The sequence below is a fragment of the Terrabacter carboxydivorans genome (assembly GCF_039532035.1).
GTDB classification, from domain to species: Bacteria; Actinomycetota; Actinomycetes; order Actinomycetales; family Dermatophilaceae; genus Terrabacter; species Terrabacter carboxydivorans.
In genome coordinates, this window is sequence record NZ_BAAARE010000010.1 from 115,766 (window position 1) to 136,373 (window position 20,608).

Annotated in this window: 12 protein-coding genes; 6 read left to right on the forward strand and 6 right to left on the reverse strand. The window is 71.2% G+C overall.

What is annotated here, in order from left to right; translation table 11 throughout:
• The first annotated feature begins 43 nt into the window (after positions 1–43).
• The gene (locus ABD297_RS12545; protein ID WP_344255281.1) at positions 44–1,198 is read left to right on the forward strand and encodes a DNA glycosylase AlkZ-like family protein; all 1,155 of its coding nucleotides are present in this window, start codon (positions 44–46) and stop codon (positions 1,196–1,198) included.
• On the opposite strand, the gene ABD297_RS12550 is transcribed toward ABD297_RS12545, so the two are convergent.
• Both ABD297_RS12550 and ABD297_RS12555 read right to left on the reverse strand, forming a co-directional pair.
• Positions 1,164–2,102: an alpha/beta hydrolase gene (locus tag ABD297_RS12550; RefSeq protein WP_344255282.1), complete on the reverse strand. Its 939-nt coding sequence runs from the start codon at positions 2,100–2,102 to the stop codon at positions 1,164–1,166. The genes ABD297_RS12545 and ABD297_RS12550 overlap by 35 nt on opposite strands.
• 141 nt (positions 2,103–2,243) lie before the next feature.
• On the reverse strand, positions 2,244–3,161 hold the full coding sequence (locus ABD297_RS12555; protein ID WP_344255283.1) for a patatin-like phospholipase family protein: 918 nt from the start codon (positions 3,159–3,161) through the stop codon (positions 2,244–2,246).
• Between the two features lie 128 nt (positions 3,162–3,289).
• Between ABD297_RS12555 and ABD297_RS12560 the strand changes: the two genes are divergently transcribed.
• The 3 genes from ABD297_RS12560 to ABD297_RS12570 all read left to right on the forward strand — a co-directional run bounded on the left by ABD297_RS12560 (position 3,290) and on the right by ABD297_RS12570 (position 4,962).
• Positions 3,290–3,490, forward strand: a complete 201-nt coding sequence (locus tag ABD297_RS12560) for a hypothetical protein (RefSeq protein ID WP_344255284.1) — start codon at positions 3,290–3,292, stop codon at positions 3,488–3,490.
• Positions 3,491–3,609: 119 nt separating this feature from the next.
• Positions 3,610–4,350, forward strand: a complete 741-nt coding sequence (locus ABD297_RS12565; RefSeq protein WP_344255285.1) for a DUF72 domain-containing protein — start codon at positions 3,610–3,612, stop codon at positions 4,348–4,350.
• A 51-nt stretch (positions 4,351–4,401) separates the two neighbouring features.
• Positions 4,402–4,962, forward strand: coding sequence for an NYN domain-containing protein (locus ABD297_RS12570; RefSeq protein ID WP_344255286.1), 561 nt, complete (start codon positions 4,402–4,404; stop codon positions 4,960–4,962).
• A 231-nt stretch (positions 4,963–5,193) separates the two neighbouring features.
• On the opposite strand, the gene ABD297_RS12575 is transcribed toward ABD297_RS12570, so the two are convergent.
• Positions 5,194–6,072 (reverse strand): oxidoreductase, encoded by an 879-nt coding sequence (locus tag ABD297_RS12575; RefSeq protein WP_344255287.1) that lies wholly within the window; start codon positions 6,070–6,072, stop codon positions 5,194–5,196.
• 401 nt (positions 6,073–6,473) lie between these two features.
• Between ABD297_RS12575 and ABD297_RS12580 the strand changes: the two genes are divergently transcribed.
• Positions 6,474–15,836 (forward strand): SpvB/TcaC N-terminal domain-containing protein, encoded by a 9,363-nt coding sequence (locus ABD297_RS12580; RefSeq protein WP_344255288.1) that lies wholly within the window; start codon positions 6,474–6,476, stop codon positions 15,834–15,836.
• Positions 15,837–15,920: 84 nt separating this feature from the next.
• On the opposite strand, the gene ABD297_RS12585 is transcribed toward ABD297_RS12580, so the two are convergent.
• Together ABD297_RS12585 and ABD297_RS12590 are read right to left on the reverse strand one after the other, a co-directional pair.
• Positions 15,921–16,289, reverse strand: a complete 369-nt coding sequence (locus tag ABD297_RS12585) for a hypothetical protein (RefSeq protein WP_344255289.1) — start codon at positions 16,287–16,289, stop codon at positions 15,921–15,923.
• Between the two features lie 77 nt (positions 16,290–16,366).
• Positions 16,367–17,734, reverse strand: a complete 1,368-nt coding sequence (locus tag ABD297_RS12590; RefSeq protein ID WP_344255290.1) for a ferredoxin reductase family protein — start codon at positions 17,732–17,734, stop codon at positions 16,367–16,369.
• 172 nt (positions 17,735–17,906) lie between these two features.
• On the opposite strand from ABD297_RS12590, the gene ABD297_RS12595 reads away from it, so the two are divergent.
• Positions 17,907–19,511, forward strand: a complete 1,605-nt coding sequence (locus ABD297_RS12595) for an alkaline phosphatase PhoX (RefSeq protein WP_344255291.1) — start codon at positions 17,907–17,909, stop codon at positions 19,509–19,511.
• A gap of 58 nt (positions 19,512–19,569) precedes the next feature.
• On the opposite strand, the gene ABD297_RS12600 is transcribed toward ABD297_RS12595, so the two are convergent.
• Positions 19,570–20,607: a Gfo/Idh/MocA family protein gene (locus ABD297_RS12600; RefSeq protein WP_344255292.1), complete on the reverse strand. Its 1,038-nt coding sequence runs from the start codon at positions 20,605–20,607 to the stop codon at positions 19,570–19,572.
• Position 20,608 lies beyond the last annotated feature (1 nt).

Consider the following 20,608-nt stretch of genomic DNA (forward strand, 5'->3'; position numbering starts at 1 on the left):
TCTCCGGACGCCTTCCGTCCGGGAGCGGTGCCACCATGCAGGGATGACGACCTCGACAGGGGTGACACGCGAAGCCACACCCGAGGCCACGGCCACCTGGCCGCAGGCGCTGGCCTGGCGGATGGAGCGACAGCTGCTCGATCCGACCGGGGCAGCGCCTGCGGCCGACGTCGTGCGCCGGCTCGGAGCCGTGCTCTCGATGGACGACTCCCTCGCCGACCTCGCGGTCTGCACCCGGAGCTCGACGGCGCGCCCGGGCGACCTGGCGGCGGCCGTGGCGGACGGGAGCGTCATCAAGGCCTTCGCCTACCGCGGCGCGGTGCACTATCTCGCGCCGGAGGACGCCGGCATCTACCTGGCGCTCCGGTCGGCCGGCCGCCAGTGGGAGCTGAAGAGCTGGGTCGACCACTACCGGCTCGGGCCGCAGGACTGGCCGGACTTCCGCGCGGCGGTGCGTGAGGCGCTCGGCGACGCATCCCTGACGGTCACGGAGCTCGGGGACGCGCTGACGAGGCACCCGGCATACGCCCACCTCAGGACGGTCTTCGACGAGGGACCGTGGACGCTCCTGAAGCCGCTCTCGTGGCAGGGCGACCTCAGCCTCGGTCCGCTGCGCGACGGCCGGATCACCTTCCAGCGGCTCGACCGCAACGAGCGGTGGGCGGGCATCCCCGACCTCGAGGACGCCGGACCGCGCGCCGTCGCCGCCTACTTCCGCAGCTACGGCCCGGCCACCCTGGACCGAGTCCACTACTGGCTCGGCAACGGCCTGTCCGCCGGACGCCGGCGGCTCGACCGGTGGATCGCCGGCCTGGGCGACGGTCTGGTGCCGGTCGACATCGAGGGTACGACGGCCTACGCCATGCGTCAGGACGTCGAGTCGCTCACTGCCGCAACGCCGTCCGAGGTCGTGCGCCTCCTGCCGGGTCACGACCAGTGGGTCATGGGCGCCGGCACCAAGGACGTCCACGTCATCCCGCCGCCCCTGCGCGAGGCCGTGACCCGCAAGGCCAACCCGGTGCTCGCCGGCGGCGTCGTCCGTGGCACCTGGGCGAGGAAGCACGACGAGCTGACGGTCACGTGGGCCGACCGCGCGCCGGCCGCCGAGGGCATCGAGCAAGAGGTCGCCCGGTTGGGCGACCTCCTGGGCGTCCAGCTGCGCGTCAGGGTCGAAGGGCACGGTCGAGGGTCATCCTGATCGCGCTCGGCACGTCGTCCGCCGTCGGAACGCCGACCATCTCGGAGGCCGACGACAGGGCGAGCACCCGACGCTGCGACGCTCGCCAGGCCGCCTCGACCTTCCTGGCGTCGACCGCCGCCGGCCACGACTGGGGCTGGGACTGCGCCTCGACGAGGTCGTAGAGCGGCACCGACGTCGGCGCGAGTCGCGCATACGTGGTCCACGACCTCGGGTCGAGGCTCTCCCTGTTGGTCGCCGGGTCGTTGAAGCGGTCGAGATCGGCCCACAGGTTGCCGAGCTCGGGGTCTCCGGGGTCCTTGGGCGGCAACAGCTTCACGAAGATCCCGTCCGGGCCGAAGTAGCCGGGAGGCATCGGGTCGAGCAGCACGACCGCGCGCGCGTCGGAGCGGTGGCTGCTCGCCCACGACAGCACGATCGGGGCGCCCATCGAGCGGCCGACGGCGACGACGGGACGCGTCAGGCCCAGCGCGGAGATGAGGCCGTCGAGGTCGGCGGCGAGGGTCGCGAAGGTCTGCCGTTCGGGCGGCGGGTCGCTGCGTCCCACCCCGAGCCGGTCGTAGACACAGACCCTTCCGCTCGACGCGAGCGTCTGCGGGAGCGTGTCCCACGCCTCGTCCATCGACTGGCCGTAGTCGGCGACCAGGACCACGGACGGCCCGGTGCCGGCGCACCGCGCCTTGAAGTGTCGACCGGTGACGGTGACGTCGCGCTCCGGCTCGAGTGCCGTGCTCGCCGCACCCCCTGCCGTCCCCGGGACCGCCGTGGTCGTATGCCGTGTGGTGGCCGTCGTGGAGGCCGTGCCGGTCGCGGACGTGCAGGCCGACAGGGCGGCTCCGAGCCCGAGGCCGAGGGTCAGCATGGCTGCGACGGTCGTGCGTCTGCGTGTGGTCGAGGTGGTCATGGTGTCGCTCTCCCCAGCGGAGTCGGAGGCGTGGCTGCCTCCGACTCCGACGATGCCGGGAGGTGGGGCCGCTGTCTGTGCGCGCGACGACACAGGCCGCACGCAGGTGCGGTCGGAGTGTCCCGGGCGTCGCGCGAGCGGTCAGCGCCAGAAGTCCGCGAGCGACGCGGCGAGGGCTCGGCCCTGCTCGTAGCCGCCACGTGCCGCCGGCAGCCGGGTCGAGGGGTCGAGCGCGTTGGCGCCGAAGACGTCCCCGGCCCCGGCATCGGGGTAGACCGTCCGGACCGCGCTGCCCCCGGCGCGCAGCTCGGCGACCTGCGTTGCGAGGTCCATGCCCCAGGCGGCCGGCATGCGGGTGCGTCCGCTGAAGGGAGACAGCACGACGACGCGGCCGAGTCCTGTGGCCAGGTCGGCGTTCTCGCTCCGGCGGTAGCCGCCGTTGAGGTAGCTCCGCTCACCGATGGCATACGGCGTCATGGCCGACGTGCTGGCCGCGACGGCGTCGACGAGGTCGATGCCGCTGTGCCGGTCGAAGACGACGGGCTCGCCGGTGTGGGCGTCGACGGCCGGGATGAGCACCCGCTGCATCGGCCACTCGTGGCTGGGCAGCCGCGCCGCCACGATGTCACGCCACCGCGTCGACGGTGAGCCCTCGGCCGCGTGCCTCTCGAGGGCGGCCGCACCCAGCCTGCGTCGCATGTCGGCCGGGTCCTGCGCCGAGGCGATGATGGCGTCGGACCACTCGAGGTAGCCGGGTGCCGAGACCTGCGGCGTGCGGGGACGGGGTGGTGCCCCGTCTCGGGGCGGGGGCGGCGGCCGCTCGGCGAGGATGGCGGCATACAGCTGCGACGGCGCTGTGCCGGAGGTGATCTGGGCGGCCACGGTGGCGCCGGCCGAGGTGCCGATGACGAGGTCGGCCTCGGTGAGGTCGACGCCGCCCTCGGCGAGGCCGGCGACGAGGCCGAGCTCCCAGGCGTTGCCGGCGGCTCCGGCGCCCCCGAGCACGAGGGCGCGCCCTTGAAGGTTGCCCTGTGGGGTGGGTCGGGGTGCGGTGTCCATGGCGGTTCGTCCTTCCGGGAGGTGCTGCGCTCTCGACGTGGTCCGTCACCATGGGACCATCGGTTCATGACAGCTGGGCCGCTGGCGTGTGGAGAGCTTGACGGGTGGGCCGGCCTGCCTGTGCACGGATGACGTACTTCTGGGTCGGCATCGGCGCCATGCTCCTGCTCGGCCTCGGGCTGATCGTGTGGGCCTCCCAGTCGGGACCGGACCGGGCCGGCCACGACCTGAACCGGCGCCGGACCAACCAGACCAGGGTCGGTGCCGTGCTCGTGGGAGTCTCGCTCTGTGCCCTGGTGATCGCCTACTTCACCGCCGACTGGCCGTAGGACGGGGCCTCCCCGGAACGCCGGGGCCGTCCCGGACTGGGGCAGAATCGGCGGCATGGCCCACCTCACGCTGCACAGGACGGCGGCTCGAGCGCGCCGGCGCCGGGATGGGTGACCCGGTGGACCCGGTGGACCCGGTGGACGTTCGGGTCGGGCTGTGCGGATGGACGGTCTCGCAGGCGTCGTACGTGCGGCGCTTCCCCGTCGTCGAGGTCCAGAACACGTTCTACGACCCGCCGACGGATGCCGTGCTGACGCGTTGGCGCACCCAGGTGCCGGCCGACTTCGAGTTCACGATGAAGGCGTGGCAGATCGTCACGCACGAGTCCAGCAGCCCCACCTACCGTCGGCTGAAGCAGCCGCTGCCGGAGAGCGCCCACGGGCAGGTGGGAGGGTTCCGGACGACGCCCGAGGTCCTGGCCGGTTGGGAACGGACTCTGGAGTGCGCCCGGATCCTGAAGGCGACCGCGGTGCTGTTCCAGTGCCCGTCGAGCTTCCGCCCGACGAAGGAGAACGTCCAGCGACTGCGGGACTTCGTGTCGCAGGTGGAGCGGCCGGCCGGCCGCCTGCTCTGGGAGCCCCGCGGGAAGTGGCCCACGTCGCTGCTCAAGGAGCTCTGCGCCGAGCTGGACCTGGTGCACGTCGTGGACCCGATGCAGACCGAGACGGTGACGCCGGAGCAGACCTACTACCGGCTGCACGACACGACCGGCTGGCGCCACGTCCACACCGATGACGAGCTGCGCCGGCTGCGGGACCTCGTCGACGGCCGACCGAAGCCGTACGTCATGTTCAACAACATCCCCCGGACCGGCGACGCAGAGCGTTTCCTCGCCCTGCTCTCCGGCGACGGTCGGTGAGCCGGCCGGCTTCGCCCGGCGCCGGCGCCACGTGGACGTAGGCTCCCTGTCATGGCTGACGCTCCTCGCATCACGTACGTGCTCGTCGACGGGGAGAACATCGACGCCACGCTCGGCGCCTCGATCCTCGGACGACGCCCGCGGCCGGAGGAGCGCCCGCGATGGGAACGGCTCCTGCAGTTCGCGGAGGAGCTGTGGGGGCAGCCGGCGGCCGGGCTCTTCTTCCTCGCCGCGAACAACGAGCTCCCGATGCCGTTCGTCCAGGCCCTGATGGCGATCGGCTACCGGCCGGTCCCGCTGTCGGGCGCGGTGGGCGAGAAGGTCGTCGACATCGCCATCCAGCGGACGCTGACCGAGATCCGTCACCGCCGGGCCGACGTGCTCCTGGTCAGCAACGACGGCGACTTCGTCGAGCAGGTGGGTGACCTGCTCGACGGTCGTCGGGTGGGTGTCGTCGGGTTCCAGGAGTTCCGCAGCAACGCGTTCCTCGAGCTGACGACCCAGGGTCTGGCCACGTTCGACCTCGAGTACGACATCCAGGCCTTCAGGGAGTCCCTGCCGCGCATCCGGGTCATCGCCATCGAGGACTTCGACCCGGCCGACTTCCTCTGACCGGGCCGTGAAGGACTGCTGGAAACCGGGGTCGTCGCGCCAGTAGCGCCACCGGCGGCCCTCGACGGCCACCTCGTAGACCCGGTGGACACCGCGGCGGTCGAAGTAGTGCATGAGCAGCCGGCCGTCGACCGGCCCGATGACGGGCCGAGGCACCGTCCGCCGCAGCAGCCCCCGGTGGGCGGGAGACCGACCGGTCACCCGGCCGGTCTCCCACCGACGTGGGCAGCCTCAGGCCGCGACCGTCGACAGCTCCGAGAGGTCGTCGTCGGTGAGCTCGAGGTCGGCGACAGCCATGTTCTCCTCGAGGTGGGCGACAGACGACGTGCCCGGGATCAGCAGGACGTTGTCGGCGCGGGCGAGCAGCCAGGCCAAGCCCACTCGCGCCGCGGGCACGCCCCGACGAGCAGCGACCGCCTGGACGGCCGGTTGGTCGACGACCTTCGGCAGGTGCGGGAAGGCCGAGCCGAGCGGGAAGTACGGCACGTAGGCGATGCCGGCGGCGGTGCACGCGTCGAGCACCTCGACATCCGCCTGGTCGACGAGACTGAACGGGTTCTGCACGCAGACGATCTCCGTGATCGCCTGCGCCGCAGCGAGATCCGTCGCCGAGACGGTCGACAGGCCGACGCCTGCGATCTTGCCCTCGTCGCGCAACGCGGCGAGCTCGGCGACCTGGTCCTCGAGAGGCACGTCGTCGGCGCCCTCCGCGGCAGCGGCGTGCTCGTCCATCCGGCGCAGGTTCACCGCGGTCAGGTGGTCGACGCCGAGCGAGCGGAGGTTCTCCTCGACGTCGGCGCGCAGCTCGGCCGGCTTCTGCGCCGGCAGCCACGCGCCGGAGGCGTCGCGGCGGGCGCCCACCTTGGAGACGAGGGCCAGGTCGGCGGCATACGGGTGGAGGGCCTCGCGGATGAGCTCGTTGCTCACGTCGGGCCCGTAGAACTGGGCGGTGTCGATGTGGTCGACGCCGAGCTCGACGGCGCGGCGCAGCACGCGCAGCGCCTCGGCGCGGTCCCGGGGTGGCCCCATGACGCCAGGGCCGGGGAGCTGCATGGCGCCGAAGCCGACGCGTCGGACGGTGCGGTCTGCGAGGGGGAAGGTCTCGGTCATTCCAGCGACGCTAGGTGTTGGAGCGCGCTCCAAGGCAAGCCCCGGTTGGTCGCAACGTTGGACAGAGAGTGTCCGCGGGCAGCCCTCTGCGGCCGCACGAATCCGCGAATTCGGCGGCCACGACAACTGATTCCGTCGAATTCGCGCAGACGTGACCGAAGTTCGTCGTTTCCCGCACATCCTCGGCGACGGACCAATAGCGTGATCTGCCGTACCGCCGAACGCCGATCCTGGCCGACGCCCGGACGACCCCTCACTCCAGGCCGCCCCTCGCCGACCCCACCTGCGTCCCTTCAGGGGACGTGCATGCCGCTGCGGCTGCTCCACGAGCCGTGGCCCCTCGCGGGCCCACCCACCTCGGGGCCCGTGTGACTCGGGGAGTAGCAACCGGGAGCCTCGCCATGCCCTCACGCCGTCTTGTAGACCACGCCCACCCCTCGCAGCACCGACGCCGCAGCTTCTGGGCCGTCGTGCTGGCGGCCCTGCTGGCGCTGACGACGGCGATCCCGATGGCGGTGGCCGGCAGTCCGGGAGGGGGCATCATCGACTCGACGCTGCCCGGCATCGCCCCGACGACACCGCAGGAGATCGGTGACGGGTCCACCGCCGACCTGCTCTACGCGAACGTCACCGAGGGCCTGTCGCAGATGACGCCACCGGAGGCGAACCCGAGCGGCACGGCCGAGCTGACCTACCCCATCGAGCTGCCCAAGGGCCGCGGCATGACGCCCGACGTCAGCCTCAGCTACAGCTCCGAGGGCGGTCCGTCGTGGGCCGGGCTCGGCTGGGACCTGGCCGCGCCCGAGGTCGCGGTCGACACCTCCTTCGGTGCCCCGCGCTTCTGCGACGGCACGACGAAGAGCCCGCCGTGCGGCAACGTCGAGAGCGAGTCCTACACCCTCGACGGCGACGCCCTCGTGCCCAACGCCGTCAAGGCCGTCCTCGAGCCGCGCATCGCCGAGCGCCAGGACTTCACGCGCAAGGTCGAGACGGAGTTCGAGCAGGTCATCCGCCACGGCGACAAGCCGAGCAACTACTGGTGGGAGGTGCGCGACAAGCAGGGCAACATCCGCTACTACGGGGGCACCCCCGACAGTGGCGGCCCCCTCGGCGAGGCCGGCACGCAGGCCGGCGTCGACGACCGCAGCCGCGACCCCAAGGGCATCCTCACGGACGCGAACGGAAACGGCGTGCGCTGGTTCCTCACCGCCAAGCGCGACATCGGCGTCAACATGTTCCGCTACGTCTACGACACCGTCACCTACAAGCAGGACGACACCAAGCCCACCGGCTGGGTCGCCCTGGCCCCGGGAGCGAGCTGCCCCGGCGGACAGGTCTGCCCGAAGCACGTCTACCTCAGCAACATCCTCTACACCGCCGCCAGCACGGTCAGCGGCGAGCCCGAGGACCCCGCCTACGAGGTGCGCTTCGTGCGCACCCCAGGCGCGCGCACCGACGCCGTTCTCGACGGCCGTGGCGGCGTGCTCGACCTCGACCAGGACGTCCTCACGAACATCGACGTCGTCTACCGCAAGACGGGCAACGTCGTCACGCGCTACACCCTGGGCTACGACGCAGACCCGCACTTCGGCAAGACGCGGCTGCGGTCCGTCACCCAGATCGGCTGCAACGGCCTGTCCGACTGTCCTGCAACGGGACTCAAGCACACCTTCGCCTACTTCGACGACGTCGCCACGGCCGGGAGCGGCTTCGACACCGCTGCCAAGTGGGACACCGGGGCCAACCCCTCGAGCGGCGGCACGGCGGCCTACATCAACCAGAAGCTGAGCGGCCTCGGCTCCTCGATGACCGACGCCGGTGACGGCAAGATCTACGTCGGCTTCAACCTCGCCGACCCGGAGAAGACCGGGTCGGTCGGCGGCTCGTTCGCCATGAACGGCACGAGGAACCGCTCCGTCATCGAGTTCATGGACCTCAACGGCGACGCCCTGCCCGACAAGGTCTACCGCGAGGCGATCTCGGGCACCGGACCGTCGGGCCAGATCCGCTACCAGCTCAACACGAGCCGTCCCACGACATCGCTCACGGCCGACCTCACCTTCGGCCCGATGCACGCCCTCTCCGGCTTCTCCGACCTGCCCGTCCAGCGCACCATCGGCATCCAGGGCGGCATCGAGGCCTACTTCGGCGTCTACGGCGTCTTCAACGTCGGCGGCCAGTGGAGCTGGGTCGACAGCTACTTCACCGACGCCAACGGCGACGGCCTCGTCGACCTCGTGAGCGGCACCCAGGTCCTCTTCAACCACCTCGTCTGCGACCCGACGAAGACCGGGGTCGAGGCCTGCCAGCCCACCTTCGACGCCTCCGACGCGCAGACCCGCGTCCCCCTGACGCCGCAGACCGTGCCCGTCAGCGACCCGGCCTTCGAGGCCATGGTCGACCGCCTCCGTGAGGCCGTGCCGCCGATCGACACCGTGCGCCGCTGGACCGCACCCTTCGCCGGCGACGTCACGGTGGCCGCCAAGGCGACCCTCGGCACCCCGGTGCCGGACTCCGCCGGCGGCTCCGTCCGCGTCGCCATGCAGCAGGGCGGCACCGAGCTCGCCAGCGCGAGCGTCAGCGCGGCGTCCCCGACGTGGCAGCCCGCCGCGCAGACCGTCCACGTCGACAACGGCCAGTCCCTCTACTTCCGTGCGGGGTCGCGCCCGAAGGGCAACGGCGACACCGTCACGTGGGACGCGACGATCACGTATGCCGGTGGGTCGGCTCCCGACGCCAACGGCCTCGACCAGCGCAGCTACTCCCTCGCCGACGACTTCACCCTCGCCGGCCGCCCCGACGTGTTCACCTCCGTCAGCAACGGCGGCACCGCGCACTTCAGCGCGGCGCTGGACAAGACCGCCGCCACGACCGACGACCTGCGCCCCGAGGTCGCCGTGCGCAGCGGCACGACGAAGGCCGTGGCGACCACGCCGGTGACGGTCACACCGATCACCTCGACTGGCGCGACCGACGCGACGCGTGTCAAGACGGTGAGCCAGAACGGTGGCCAGTGGTGCGTCGCCGACCCGACGACGAGCTTCGGCTGCTTCGCCACGCAGGCCGCCGCCACCGCGCGCCTGGCCGTCATCGGCCAGACGGAGACCGGCCGCTTCCGCATCACTGCGGACCCGACCGTCGCGGCACCGGTCAAGGACGCGAACGGCGTCGTCACGGCATACGACTCCGTGCGCACGCGCGTGCTCGTCGACAGCCCGGTCGACCTCTCCACCATCACGTGGGTCGAGGCGGGCAAGCTGTGCTTCCTCAGCGGCGGCAGCTGCGACGCGTCGAAGACGACGGTCACGCCGCACATGGACCTCGACACCTACCCGCTGAGCACGCGCGGCGGCCCGGCGAGCGCCTGGTCCTCGACGCTCGGCCGCACCGTCACGCCGACCCTCACCGGCACCCGTGACGCCGACAACCCCGGCGGCGAGGTCATCGTCACCGCCAAGACCTCGGCCGGGCTCGTCTACAAGGCGGCGTATGCCGTCCCGTCGGGTGGCGGCGCCTTCACCGCCTCGCTCCCCGACCTCGCGCTCTCCAACGGCACGGGCTACTGGTTCGACGTGACGATGCGCAACGCCGGGCTGTCCTCCCACGTCAGCGGGATCGACCTGACGATGAAGTGGACCGAGAGCTCCGTCGACAAGTCCGAGGACGTCCCGCAGACGGTCAACTGGGCGGGCCCGCAGGGCTACTTCCCCGTCGCCTACCGCGGCTGGGCGGCCGCCGGCTACACCGCCACGGGCGCCCGAGCCACGACGGCCCTCGACGAGGCGGACTTCCGCACGACGACGGCGTCCGGCGACCCCTACGACAACAAGGACGACGCCTGCCAGGCGATGTTCGGCGGGTCCTGCCCGACCGACACGACGGTCAACGACACCGGCTTCGGCAACTACCCGCCGGGCTCGGGCGCGCCGCCGGAGCTCGACACGAGCAAGGCGACCGCCAACATCCCCAAGGCCTTCGCCTACACCGCCGTCGTCGACCCCGACACCTTGGTGCAGCGCTGGCAGGGGCCCAAGGCCAAGATCTACGCCGGCGACGCCGGCCTGACCGGCTCGGCCCGCTTCGGCGAGGACCTGCCGATCACCGGCGCGGCGGCCAGCGGGGGCACGCGTGCCCCGAACCTGCTCGGTGAGACCGGACCGATCTTCATGCTCATGGCCGGGGTCGGCCCGCTCGGCGGCAGCTTCGCCGCCGGCTGGAGCCGCAGCCTCGTCGACTTCCTCGACATGAACGGCGACGGTTACCCCGACACCGTGCGTCCCGACTCGGTGACCTACACCAACGCCCGCGGCTCCCAGGAGTGCGGCCCGGCCAAGGCGCGCGTCGCGTGCACCGGCGGTGGCGTCGGGGTCGTCGACTCCTCGACGACGCTCGCCGTCTCCGGCGGCTTCGGCGGTGCCCCGATCGGCATCTCCGGCAACAACAAGGGCACGACCAACTCGACGAAGGGCAGCTCCTCCACCAAGGGCAGCAGCGCCTCCGACACCTCCTACGGTGCCAACATCGGCGGGTCCATCGGCGCGGGCGCGAGCTTCACCAACCCGACGTCGCAGAACACCCACCAGGACGACGCTGCGCTCAAGAAGGTCCCGCGCGACGCGACCATCCCGGTGCAGGAGACCCTGAGCGACATCAACGGCGACGGACTGCCAGACCGGATCACCGTCGACGACGACGAGATCCGGGTGCAGCTCAACCTCGGGCACTCCTTCACGCCCCAGTTCCGCTGGACCGTCAGCTCGTTCAGCTCGACGAACTCCTACAGCGGCTCCGTCGGCGCGAGCCTCGGCTTCAACATCGACAACGGCGGGTTCGCCGGCGGTGTCGCGGCCAACTCCAACGTCGACCTGCCCAACGTCTCGTGGGACGACGTCAACGGCGACGGCCTGCTCGACGCCGTCTACAGCGACAACGGCAACGTCAAGGTCGCCTTCAGCAACGGCACCGGACTCGTCGACCAGGCCGTCTACGGCACGCACCAGAAGTCGGACTTCAACGTGCTCGGCGTCATCAACGTCGCCGGCAAGCCCCAGATCCGGCAGGACAGCTCCGAGAGCATCGGCGGTGGCGCCGACGTCACCGTGGGCATCCCGCTCTGCCTCGTCGCCTGCTACCTCATCCTCAACCCCGGCGGCCACTACGAGAACAGCATGACCTCCACCGACGTCGACCTCACCGACGTCAACGGCGACGGCTACGCCGACTCCGTCTCGCGGGTCAAGGGCTCCTCCGACATCAAGGTCGCCCTCAACACCCAGGGCCGCACCAACCTGCTCAAGACCGTGACGACCCCGCTCGGCGGGACCATCGGCCTCGACTACCACCGCGACGGCAACACGACGAGCCACCCCGACAGCCAGTGGGTGCTCGACGACGTCGCCGTGAAGTCCAGCCGTGGCGCGGACGGCATCGCCGAGCGCCACAGCACGATCTCCTACGGCGCCACCGCCCAGGACTTCGTGGGCCGCACCGACCTCGGCTACGACTCGGTGACCGTCAGCGAGCACTACGTCTCCTACGACCACAGCGCCGACGTCGAGCACCCGGTGACGACCGACAAGGTGCGCACGACGCAGCACAAGTACCGCAACGGCTCCGTCTTCGAGTCGGGGCTGGAGTACGAGACGACCGTCTACGACGGCACGACGAGCGGTCCCGTCATGCAGCGCACCCGCACGACGTGGACCTTGGGCGACCTCGACCGCACCGCGGCCGGAGGCGGCTACGCCCCGCTCGACCTCGGCGCCGCCACCGTCGAGCAGCTGCTCGCGCTCCGCGCCACGCCACAGGTCTCGAAGGTCGAGCAGGACTGGTACTCGGGCGGATCGCTCCAGCAGACGACGACCATGTCGTACGCCTACGACCGCCTCGGCAACCCGGTCCGGATCGTCGACAGCGGCCTGTCGACGCCGACCACCGACGACACCGTCGTCGACATCGCCTACGCCAACTGTGAGACGAGCACGTCGGAGGACATGAACGTCTTCTTCGGCTGCGGCTCGACGCTGAAGTACACGCCGGCGGCCAAGGCGCCCTTCTGGGCGGCGACGAACTGCCAGACCTGGGACAGCCAGCCGGTCGGCGTCACCGTCACGGCGCCCGACGGGACCGTGCTGCGCTCCCGCAGCGGCAACACCGCCTACTGCGACAACAACTCGGTCACCGTCCAGCGTGAGGTCGTTACTCCCGCAAGCGGGTCCACGCCGGCGACCTACGCCGAGACCAGGCTGACCTACGACCAGTGGGGCAGCTACAACCGGATCGTCATGCCGCCCGACGCCAAGGGCAAGCGGTATGCCGTCCGCTACGTCTACGACGACGCGAACCACGCGAACGTCGGCACCGTCACCGACTACGCCCTGACGGGCTCCGGCGACCCCGCGGGCACCGACCCGGCCGACACGACCCGGGCGTTCATCGAGGACGACCAGGACCCGACGGGCAACGCCGTCGGCCTGACCTCGACGGCCGCCTTCGACGGGCCCACCGGGCGCGTCAGGACCCGCACCGACGCCAACGGCAACGTGACGTCCTACACCTACGACGCCTTCAGCCGGGTGCGCACCATCACCTCACCCGACGGCGGCGTCGCGACCTTCGCCTACCACCCGGACGACGCGCAGTACCCGTACGCGACGGTGACCCACACCGACGAGTTCAACCCGGGCACGACCATCGACACGGCGACGTATGCCGACGGCTCGGGACGTGTCACCGGACGCAAGCGCGACGCCCAGGTCTACGACCCCGTCACCGGCGTCAGCGGGTCCGGGTTCGCCGCCGAGGGAGGCTCGGACGTCGACGGTCTCGGCCGGACCGTGCACCAGTGGAAGCCGTTCCTCCAGACCGGCTCGACCCTCGCGGACTACACCGTCGACACGAGCAACCCCACCTACGGCGAGGCGACGATCACGAGCTTCGACGCCCTCGACCGCACCACGTCCGAGAGGCTCTCCAACGGCGCGACGACGCTCACGGCATACGCCCACGAGGCCTACGGCGGCTTCGGCACCGTCGCGACGACCGACGTCACCGACCCGCTCGGTCGCCACACGAAGACGTGGCTCGACGCGCACGACAACGTCATCCGCAGCGAGGACCGCACGGCCACGGGCACGTCCCTCTTCACGACGTACGCCTACGACCGGCTCGGCCAGCTGCTCACCGTCAGCTCGCCCGGCGGTCTCGTGACGACGCACACCTACGACCTGCTCGGCCGCAGGACCTCGACGACGACCCCCGACGGCGGGCTCGTCCAGTGGACCTACGACCTCGCCGGCAACAAGACCTCCGAGCAGAGCCCCGTGCTGCGCGAGGAGGGCAACGTCAGGACCGTCTTCGGCTTCGACTTCGGCCTCATGACCTCCATCACCTACCCCGGCGAGAAGCCCGTCACCATGGACTACGGCGGCTACCTCGGCCACTCCATGGCGGCCAACGCCGCCGGCAAGATGGTCCACGTCGAGGACAAGGCGCGCACGCAGACGTTCGGGTACGACGTCAACGGGCGCCTCGCCCAGGACGTCACGACGATGACCGGGCCGCACCCCAACACGGGCCCGTTCACGACGAGCTACGACAACGACTGGCTCGGCCGGCTCGCGAGCGTCTCGCTGCCCGACGGGGAGACCGTGCGCAACGACTACGACACGGGCGGACGGCTCAAGCGCGTCGTCGGCACGAGCAGCTGCACCGAGCTGGGCCTGCTGACGAACTCGGTCGACGCCACCGCGACGACCATCACCGTCACCGAGTACCAGCACGGCGACCCGGCCTCGAGCTGGAACCCGACGCTGCCGTTCACGATCCGGCTCGACGGCGAGCAGCTCAACGTCACCGCGCGGACTCCAGGGACCGTGCCCGGCACATTCGACTACACGGTCGAGCGCGGCATCAACGGCACCGTGCTGACGCCCACCGCGGCTCCGCACGCCTCGGGCGCCACCGTGCGCGTCGACGTCGCCGTGCCGTGCGTGCACAGCTACCTCGACAACCAGCGCTACGACGTCTACGGCCAGACCTCGCAGCGCCAGACCGGCGACGGCGTCGTCGACACGACCTACCGCGACGTCGACACGAGGCGTCTCACCGGCCGGTCGGCGATGTCGCCCGACGGGACGCGGCTGCTGATGAACCTGAAGTACGCCTACGACCTCGTCGGCAACGTGCTCTCGGTGCGGAACCAGCTGCCGCCCGACGTGCCATCGCTCTTCGGCGGCCCGACGACGCAGGCCTACAGCTACGACGGGCGCTACCGCCTGCGCGCGGCCAGCGGCACGTGGGACTACGCGCCCAAGACGACGCGCAACTACACGTGGTCGGCGGCGCTCGACGACGCGACGAGCAAGGTGACCCGCATGACCCAGCGTGACTGGACGGTCGACACCGGGTGCACGAGCAAGTGCAAGGAGGCCACCGTCCTCGCCAACACCTTCGACCGCAGCGCCTACACCTACGACGCCGCCAAGCCGAACCAGGCGACCAAGGTGGTCGACTCGCTCAACAAGCGCACCGAGACGTACGCGTACGACTCGGACGGCGAGCAGACGACCGTCACCAACCCCGACATGATCCGCAACATGACGTGGGACTGGGCGGGCAAGCTCACCGACATCGTCGACAACAACGCCAAGGGCAACGGGCGCAAGGTGACGAGCTACGTCTACGACTACGCGGGCCAGCTCGCCGTCGAGATCAAGGAGCAGGGCGTCACCTACTACGTCAACCCGTGGGTGACGGTCCGCAACGGCACGATGCTGAAGAACATCTGGGCCGGGAACGACCGCCTCGCCGTCAACATGACGACGACCGGTGACACCTTCGCCCAGAAGGTCTACTTCATGCACAAGGACCTCCAGGGCAGCACGAACATCGTCACCGACCGTGTCGGCACGGTCTTCCAGCACCAGGAGTACTTCCCGACCGGAGCGGTGTGGATCAAGGAGGACAGCACGATCTTCCGCACCCCGTGGCAGTACGCCGGCGGCTACGTCGACGAGGACCACAACCTCGTCAACTTCGGGGACCGGTGGTACTCGACGCAGCAGGCGCGCTTCCTCACCGTCGACCCGATCCTCACCGACGACCCGACGGCCCTGGTGGCGAACCCGACGCTGACGACGGCCTACACCTACGGGCAGTCCGACCCGATCGGCTACGTCGACCGCGACGGCCGCGTGCCCAACCGGGCCAACGCCGACGCCGTCTCGGTCCTGCGCACGATCGCCTCGCTCAAGCCGGACGGCGACCCGATCACGCAGGAGCAGTCGACCAAGCTGCTGGGCTTCTTCGCCAAGAACTCCGACACGTTCCGGGGCCGGGTGACCTTGTCGCTGCTCAAGAACCTCAACACCTACCAGGAGCGCAAGGCGAAGTTCTTCAACCGGCTCGACTCGCGGCCGGTCCTCGAGTTCGAGCTCGAGGACGGCAAGCTCAAGGCGGTCAAGCTCGGCTTCGGCGTGGGCAAGCGGCTCAAGTTCGAGGTCGCCGACAAGGGAGCCGGCGCGACACCTCAGGCAGCGAGCCCGGTGGCCGCCAACCAGACGGGTGGGTCATCCGCGGCGACCGGTGGTGACGCGAACGGTCCGGGTGGTGTCGGCAAGTCCACGGCGCCGTCCACGGTCGCGCCCGACACGGGCACGAGTGCCACGACGGGCGCCGGGGGGACCGGGTCGCCGCCGAGCCAGGGCGGCACGAAGCCGGCGACGACGGCCGGAGCGCAGCCCAAGGGCTCCGAGGGCCAGTAGCGCCGGTGGCGCGGGCGGCGCCACCCGGTTGAGGTATCCCCGCCGCAGATTCAGCGGCGGGGATACCTCAAACCGGTGGTCGGCTCACTGGAGGATGACGAGGAGGATGCCGGCGATGGCCACGAGGCCGCCGAGCACCACCGGCACGAACCCTGCGCGGGTGCCCTCCCGCCAGGCCCTCAGGCCGTAGACGACGGCACCCGCGCAGGGCAGGGAGAGGATGAGCAGAGCCGGGATGCCGGCGACGAGATCGGCCCAGAGCGGCGGCGTCGCCCCGGCGCTCGGGTCGTAGCCGGTCATCGCGTAGATGCCCTGCGCCGCCGCGAACGCGACGAAGAAGAAGACGGGCACGAGGGCGACGGAGATCCAGGCGCGGGTCAGCGGCGCCTGGTCGCGGGGACCCCCACCGGACGAGGGGCTGCTGGACGGGCTGGGACCGGACGGACTGACCATGACGCGCCTCCTGGCTCCAGCATCCCGCTCCGGGGCGCTGCGAGAGAGGGCCGAAGGTCCCGTTGCCGGCGTGGGAGTCAGCGCAGGTTGTAGAACTCGCGGTGGACGTTGGCGGGCTTCACCCCGGCGCGCACGAGGTCGCGCTGCAGGGCGTTGACCATCGTCTCGGGCCCGCAGAGGAACGCCGACAGCTGCCGGGGCTCGACACCGACGGTCGCCAGGACGTGCTCGGTGCTCAGCCGGGGATCGGTGGCGGTGTCGACGAGGTGGAGGTGCATCTCGTCGTGGTGCTCGGCAAGGTGGCTGACCTCGTCGGCGAGCGGGGCGGGCCCGCGAGCGGTGTAGAAGAAGTCGACGCGGTGCGGCAGCTCGCCCGGCACGGCGGAGCGCAGCCAGCTCAGCATCGGAGCGACCCCGATGCCGCCGGCGATCCACACCTGGTGCTCGGTGCCCCGTTTGAAGTCGAAGTGGCCCTGGGGGCTGCTGATGACGGCCGGCATACCGGGTGCGACGAGCTCGCCGATGCTCGAGGTGAAGTCGCCGAGGGCGCGCACGGTGATGCGGACCTCCTTCTCCTGCGGGGCGCTGGCGATGGTGAAGGGGTGGCGGTGCCACCCGTCGCGGGCCTCGAGGTTGACCAGTGCGAACTGCCCTGGGCGGAAGGCGAAGCGCTCGCCGAGCGGCCGCAGCCAGATCTCGTGGGCCGCGTCGTCGATGGGTGCCACCGAGGACACCTGGTAGTCGTGGGTCTGGGCGACGTGACGGGCGAGCAGCTCGCGGTAGAGGTAGAAGGCGAGGCCGACCCCACCGACGGCGACGTAGGACCAGCGCAGCAGGGACGAGCCGAAGAGGGTCGCGTCCATGAGGCCGTGGACGAAGCCGAACCCGAGGAAGACACCCGTGAGCCGGTGGAACCCGCGCCAGAGGCCGTAGCTGCCGACCCACCGGCCGACGAGCCGGACCGGCGCGGTCTGCATGACTCGCTCCACCGCCGAGCGCAGCGGACGCGGCGTGATGGAGCGCCAGCGCGGGGCGATGGCCCACACGGTGAGGGTCGCGAGACCGACGATGCCGATGGTGCCCAGGGTCGGTCCCAGCTGCGAGGGGTGGCGGTTGCCGGTCGAGGCGATGTGGACGCCGATGAGGATCGTGCCCACGATCGCGACCCGCCGGTGCCAGACGGCCGCCTTGTCGACGCCGTCGAAGAACTGCTCGACCCAGCGCAGGGTGCTGATGAGCACGAGCCCGACCGAGAGGAGCAGCACCCCCTCGGCCCCGATGAGCTGGCCGACGAACTGGCCGACGTCACCGACCGGCCGAGCGACGAGCCAGAGCAGCGCGAACGCGAGGACGAGGGCCCCGATCGTCAACGGGCCGACGAGCCGGGTGATGAGGTGCGAGCCGCGGTAGGGCCGCCGGTGCCGCACGGCAGTGTCGATCGCCATGCCCCACACGTACCCTCCCGGAGCCCGGAGCCGGCACCCGCCCGGTCGCCGAGACTTCACCGGCTGCTCCGCTCGATCTTCCGCAGAGTTAACGCAATCCGAAGGCTTCTCCCAGAATCGGCGGAAAGTGTTGCGCTGTCTGGCAACTCACCCGGACTCACCCTCCAAACGCATGAGAGGCAACTCCGTGAACACGCCCAACAGCAGCATCGTCAAGGCGGGTCTCGTCGGCACGCTCGCCGCGGTCGCCGCCTTCGCCCTCGGCGGCACCTCCGCCGACGCGCACGACGGCCTGCCCGTCGCCAACGTGCCGCACGCCAACCCCCGGTCCGGCATCCAGGACAACGTCCTCACGCCGTCCGCGAGCGAGACGTCCGTCGCCTGGGGCAACCTGCCCCTGACCAACCCCGACGCCGCCAACGGGGTCACGCACTACGGCTACAACACCCTCGACGGCGCGCCGCTGACGCAGACGAAGAACGAGGCCCACAAGACGGAGCCCGACAAGAACGTCTACCTCGTCCTCGGTGGCAGGCACTACCTCTACCAGGGCCACGAGATCGGCCCGCGCGGCTACGCCACGCGCATCGACCTCGACGAGAGCGACCCCCTCAAGCGGGTCACGCTCATCTCGGACACCGACACCGCGGGGAGCGCCTACCCGACGATCGACGGCATCACGTGGGACCCCTTCACCCAGCAGCTGCTGCTCACGGCCGAGTCGAGCGCCCCCAAGGGTGGCGTCTTCGCCGTCCGCCTCGACGCCAACGGCGACCCGGTCGACGGGGGCAGGGCCACCCGGCTCACGGCCCTCGGTTCCGGCGGCTTCGAGGGCATCCAGAACGACTCCGACGGCAACGTGTGGATCGTCGAGGACATCGGCGGCAAGGGCGTGAGCGGCGGCAAGGTGCCCAACAGCTTCGTCTACCGCTTCGTCCCCACCGACAGGACCGACCTGACGAAGGGCGGCACCCTGCAGGCCCTGCAGATCGAGCGCAAGGACGGCACCCCCGCGACCACCGCTGCGCTGCAGGCGAACCCGTCGGACACGTTCATCAGCCAGCTGCACGCATACGGCTCCTCGTTCGCGACGAGGTGGGTCACGATCCACACAGGGACGACCGAGGCCTTCGACGCCACGGCCGCCGCGAAGGCCGCTGACGCGACGCCGATGAAGCGCCCCGAGAACGGCGTCTTCCGTCCCGGCACCGGCTTCAAGGAGTTCTACTTCACCGAGACGGGCGACACGAGCACGTCGAGCACGCTGCCCGGCGCGTACGGCGGCGTCTTCCGCATCTCGCAGAAGAGCCCGAGCGCCGACACCGGGCGCATCTCCATCGCCGCCGTCGGAGACCAGGAGCACACCGGCTTCGACAACATCTCCTTCGCCACCAGGGACGACCTGCTCGTCGTCGAGGACGCCGGCGACGGCCTGCACGCCCAGCGCAACGCGCTCGACTCCGGCTACGTCTTCAACCTCGGTGACAGCCGTGAGGACGAGGGGTCGTATGCCGCGGGCCGCGGTCGCGCTCCCCGCCCGGTCCGCTTCCTCGCCGAGGGTCGCGACGCGTCGGCGACGTTCGACTCGATGAGCGGCCCGTCCTACAACGACGGTGACAACGAGATCACCGGCATCCACGTCTCCGACGGTGACGCCTCGGTCGGCGGTCTGCTCGGCGCCAAGCTGCCCCAGCCCACGACGTCGCCGGCCTGGCGCACGTTCTGGACCCAGCAGCACGGCGACAACACGACGTGGGAGATCCACTGGAACGGCTGATCCCGTCCCGACCACCCGTCTGAGGTGTACCCGCCGCAGCTCCTGCGGCGGGTACACCTCAACCCTTTGCTGGGGCGGAGGCCGAGGCGGTGGTCGCTGCGGGCGTCGAGGCGGCGACGAACGCGGCGTCGATGAGCTGGGCGTTGCCGACCGCCCAGTCGGCGTCGGTCGTGACGGCGCGACCGTTGCGCACCGCGCTGGCGAACGCCTCGAGCTGGTAGGTGTAGCTCGTCCGGGTGCCGAGGTGCTCGACGACCTCGGGCTCGCCGTGGCGCCGGACCACGAGCGAGTCGTCCTCGTGCGGCACGGCGAACATCGGCACGACGATCTCGCCGGCGTCGCCGGTCACGGTCAGGGCCATGTCGCGTTCGGCCGAGTCCATGTCGCTGCCGCCGCTGCCCGTGGCCCCGCTGGGGTAGGCGACCTCGAGGAAGAGCCGCTCGTCGACGCCGGGACGCCCGGCCCGGTCCTCGCGGCGGGCGCCGACGAGTCGCGGCTCCCCACCGACGAAGCGACCGAGCAGCCGCAGCGCCGCGATGCTGTAGCAGCCGAGGTCCGTCGTGGCGCCGCCCCCGAGCTCGCGGGACCACCGGGGGTCGCCGTCCGGCGGAGCCGGCATCCGGAGGATCGCCTGGACGTGCCGGACCTCGCCGACGGCCGACTGGTCGAGCAGGGCGCACAGGCGACGCATCAGGGGGTGGTACGGGAAGTGGAAGGCCTCCATGAAGACGACGCCGGATGCCGCCACCGCGTCCCGAACCCGCCGCGCCTCGTCCGCGTCGAGCGCCGACGGCTTCTCGGCGAGCACGTGCTTGCCCGCCTCGGCTGCGCGGACGTTCCACTCCGCGTGGAGCGAGTTGGGCAGCGGGTTGTAGACGACCTCGACGTCGGGATCCGCCAGCACGGCGGCATACGACTCAAGGACCCGCTCGACGCCGTGCTCGTCGGCGAAGGCGCGGGCCCGCGCGACGTCGCGGGCCGCCACGGCCACGAGGCGGTGCCCCGTGGCCGCGGCGGGCTCGACGAGCGAGAGCGGTGCGATGCGTGCGGCGCCGAGGACGCCGATGCGCAGCGGCTGCGCCACGACCTTCGACATC